The 2,987-nt window shown below is 65.7% G+C and carries 2 protein-coding genes; both read left to right on the forward strand.

What is annotated here, in order from left to right:
* Positions 1–301: 301 nt before the first annotated feature.
* Positions 302–1,717, forward strand: coding sequence for a sensor histidine kinase (locus tag JOZ76_RS27950; RefSeq protein ID WP_291704169.1), 1,416 nt, complete (start codon positions 302–304; stop codon positions 1,715–1,717).
* Positions 1,702–2,987 (forward strand): sigma-54-dependent transcriptional regulator (locus tag JOZ76_RS27955; protein ID WP_291704170.1); only part of this gene is annotated, 1,286 nt, incomplete at its 3' end. The genes JOZ76_RS27950 and JOZ76_RS27955, both read left to right, overlap by 16 nt.

The following is a 2,987-nucleotide window of genomic DNA, read 5'->3' on the forward strand; positions in this document are numbered from 1 at the left end:
TTTCCTTCTTTCGAAAACGCAATCGTGGAAGCGCGCTCGCCGACACGGCCCGTGGCACCTGGTGCATTTAGAGCGCGGTTTCTCGTCCTCGATCCGTCATGCGCATCAGATCGCGCAGTTTTGAGGCTACCGTTTGGTCATGACAAGCCGATCACGGCTGCGTCGTTCCGCGGCCCGGAGACTGCATTTTCCAGTCGGCGAAGTTGCGAATTGTCCGGATGCGTGGCGCGCGCTAGAATTCCGCTTTCTGGCCAGTGTTCCGATGCACTCGCTTCGTTCCAGATTGTTGGCTCTCTGGGTCATGCTCGTCCTTTCCGGATCGGCAACGGCCTATCTTTTGTTCGAATCATTCCAGCAAAGCGCACAGGCGCGTGTCGCGCGGTCTGAGGAACGCGCGGCGCGTGCGTGTCGGGACATTTCCGATCGTTTTCGCCCCGTCGTCTCGACCTGGAGTGGTTCGCCGATCGACGAGCCTCGCAAGAGCGAGCTTGCGAGCATTGTGCAGGCGGCGCTGGCATCGGCCAATGGCGTCGAGGGCGGAATATGGCGGGACGGCGTGGGCTCGTTGGCCTATGCGTTTCCGACCTATGAGGGAACCGGGCCGAAGACCGATGTTCCTGCCGCGGAATCAGCGACCATCACCGAGGTGAATCGACAGGCGTTGCTGACCGGCAAGCCCGCCGCGATCAGCCAGGGCGGGCGCTCCCAGGTCCTGCTCGTCGAAGCATGCCCGCTGCCCGCCTCCCCGCCCGGCCTGACCGCCTGGACGATGACGCGGGTCTTCACCTCGGAAGGGCCGGGTTATGGCCAGTTGCTCGCGGGTCTCATGCTGATTGCGCTCACGATCTTTGGCTCGGCGATCTGGCTTGCGCGTCTGCTCTATGCATGGTCGCGGAAGATTGCCCTGGTCGAGACGGCGCTGGAAGCTGCCGATCAGGGCGCCGCGGACCTGCCAAACCTGCCGCCGACCGGCGAGCGCGAGCTCGATCGCCTGGTCGACGCGTTGAACGCGACCGGCGAGCGGCTTTCGCTCGAACGGCGCCGCGCCGCTGCGGCCGAGCGGCTGGCCGCGGTTGGCCGTTTCTCAGCCGGTCTTGCACACGAGATCAGAAATCCGATCGCGGCGATGCGCCTGAAGGCGGAGAATGCGCTCGCCTCGGCCGACGCTTCGCGCAAGGACGGTGCGCTCAAAACCATTCTTGGCCAGATCGACCGGCTCGACGGTCTACTCAGGGATCTCTTGGAGATGACGCAGAGCCGGCCGCCGGACGTCAAGGCGATCGACCTCGGCGCGTTCCTGCAGGCCGTGGTCCACATGCACCGGGATCTCGCGGCCAGCAAGAACATCCGCCTGGAGCTCGGAACCTGTGGCCCGTCCTCGCCGTTACCCCGCTTCGATTCGTTTCAGATGCAACGGGCCATGGACAATCTCATTCTCAATGCGATCCAGAACTCGCCGGATGGAGGCGCGATCACCGTCGATGCGTATCGCGACGGCGAGAAGCTGGTCCTGCGCGTTTCGGACAATGGCCCCGGTGTTGGCGATGAGATTCGCGAAAAACTGTTCGAGCCGTTCGTGACCGGTCGGCCTGACGGCACCGGGCTCGGTCTCGCTTTGGTGCGCGAGATCGCCCGCAATCACGGTGGTGGCGCGCGGCTTGTCAGCACGGCGCAAGGGGCTTGCTTCGAGATCGAGCTGCCATGGCGATCGTCCTGATCATCGATGACGACGCGGCGCTCCGCGACGGTCTTGCCGAAACGCTCGGGGACCTCGGCCATGAGGCGCGCATCGCGACCTCGGGCCGCGAGGGGCTCTCGCTGCTGGCGGCCGAGATCGATCTCGTGCTGCTCGATCTCAGGATGCCCGGAGGCCTCGACGGGATCGAGGTGCTTCGTCGCATTCGCGACCAAGACGGCGCGCCGCCGGTCGTGATCCTGACCGCCTATGCGAGTTCGGAAAATACCATCGAGGCGATGCGGATCGGCGCTTTCGATCATCTCACCAAGCCGATCGGGCGCGAGGAGCTGCGCCAGCTGATCTTGCGGCTGCCGTCGCGCGCGATCGCGTCGACGGAGGTGGCGCGCGCCAGTCCGGACACGCTGATCGGGTCGAGCGAAGGCATCAGACGGGTGCAGAAGGCGATCGGACTTGCGGCCGACAGCGCGGCGACCGTGCTGATCTTCGGCGAGACCGGCACGGGCAAGGAGATGGTTGCGCGCGCGCTCCATGTTCACAGCCGGCGCGCCGGTCGCCCGTTCATCGCCGTCAACTGCGCGGCCATCCCGGAGGATCTCCTGGAAAGCGAGCTGTTCGGCCACGTCAAGGGTTCGTTCACCGGGGCAACAGCCGATCGCGCGGGCGCGTTCGTCGAGGCCGGCAGCGGAACGTTGTTTCTCGACGAGATCGGCGACATGCCGCTTGCGATGCAGGCAAAGATCCTTCGCGCGCTGCAGGAAAAGGTCGTCACGCCGGTTGGCGGCAAGCCGGTTGCGACCGATGCCCGGATCATCGCTGCGACGCATCGCGATCTGCCGGAGCTGGTCGCCGCGAAGTCGTTCCGGGAGGATCTCTATTATCGCCTGAACGTGATCCCGATTGTCGTGCCGCCGCTCAGGGAGCGACCGTCGGACATCGTGCCGCTTGCCAGGCATTTTCTCGCGCAGTGTTCGTCCGGCGGGCGGACCAGGCAGCTCAGTGCGGAGGCTTGCGACAAGCTGAAGCGCCACGGCTGGCCGGGCAATGTGCGCGAGCTTCGCAATGTGATCGAGCGCGCCTGCGTGCTGACGCGAAGCGACCTGATCGGCCCGGACGATCTGGACACGACAGGCGATCAGGCGCAACTGGCGCGAACTGCGGCCGCCACGGACACTGATCTTCCCAGCGCGGTCGCGCAGCTCGAGGAAGCCATGATCCGGCGAGCGCTGGAGGCGAGCGGCGGCAACCGCACCGAGGCGGCGCGGCGGCTGAGCATCAATCGCCAGCTGCT

Origin of the sequence: Bradyrhizobium sp. (genome assembly GCF_019244115.1) — a bacterium.
Classification (GTDB): Bacteria; Pseudomonadota; Alphaproteobacteria; order Rhizobiales; family Xanthobacteraceae; genus Bradyrhizobium.